This is a genomic window from Methylobrevis pamukkalensis, from assembly GCF_001720135.1.
GTDB lineage: Bacteria > Pseudomonadota > Alphaproteobacteria > Rhizobiales > Pleomorphomonadaceae > Methylobrevis > Methylobrevis pamukkalensis.
The window spans coordinates 1-507 of sequence record NZ_MCRJ01000320.1 but is presented as its reverse complement, the minus strand read 5'-3'; the positions used below and the strand labels follow the sequence as shown (position 1 = coordinate 507).

General features: G+C 61.1%; 1 protein-coding gene and 1 pseudogene. Both read right to left on the bottom strand.

What is annotated here, in order from left to right; all coding sequences use genetic code 11:
• A partial coding sequence (locus A6302_RS23815; RefSeq protein WP_210183435.1) for a hypothetical protein occupies positions 1-188 on the bottom strand: 188 nt, incomplete at its 3' end.
• Positions 170-507, bottom strand: a pseudogene (locus A6302_RS23340) (hypothetical protein); the annotation flags it as partial. The pseudogene A6302_RS23340 and the gene A6302_RS23815, both read right to left, overlap by 19 nt.

The following is a 507-nucleotide window of genomic DNA, read 5'->3' as shown; positions in this document are numbered from 1 at the left end:
CCACTGCCCGCACCACCCGAGATCGCCATTTCCTTGTTGTCTGCGAGCGAGTCGAGGATCCACGCCTGTTCGGCCGTAAGCCGCTCAATAGTCATGGCATCGTCAGCAAGGCTGATGCCAATGTGGGCCTTCAGTTCGAAATGGCTGGCAAGCAGCTCCTCGAGCGCTCTCAGGCCATCCAGTCCCAAATGCTTTCACGCTGGTCGCCGCCTTCGGTCATCCGATGGACAATCCAGCGATCGAGGGTTTCCATGTCATCCCCGAACGCCATGATCTCCAGCGGCGCATCCGGCGCTAGTGCCCGTCGAGGTCGGACGCTGCCGGGAAGGATAGCGCCATGGCGCGCTCTGATGAAACGACTGCTCAGCGCTCGGCTTGCATTGAGGCGCTTCAGGAAATGGTGCTTGCTGCTGCGTGCCTGAGACAACGGGTTCTTGATCCTGAACTTGAATCCGTCCCGGTCCTCGCTGAGCCACTGGCCGTCGTTCTCGCGGCAGCTCACCCTCC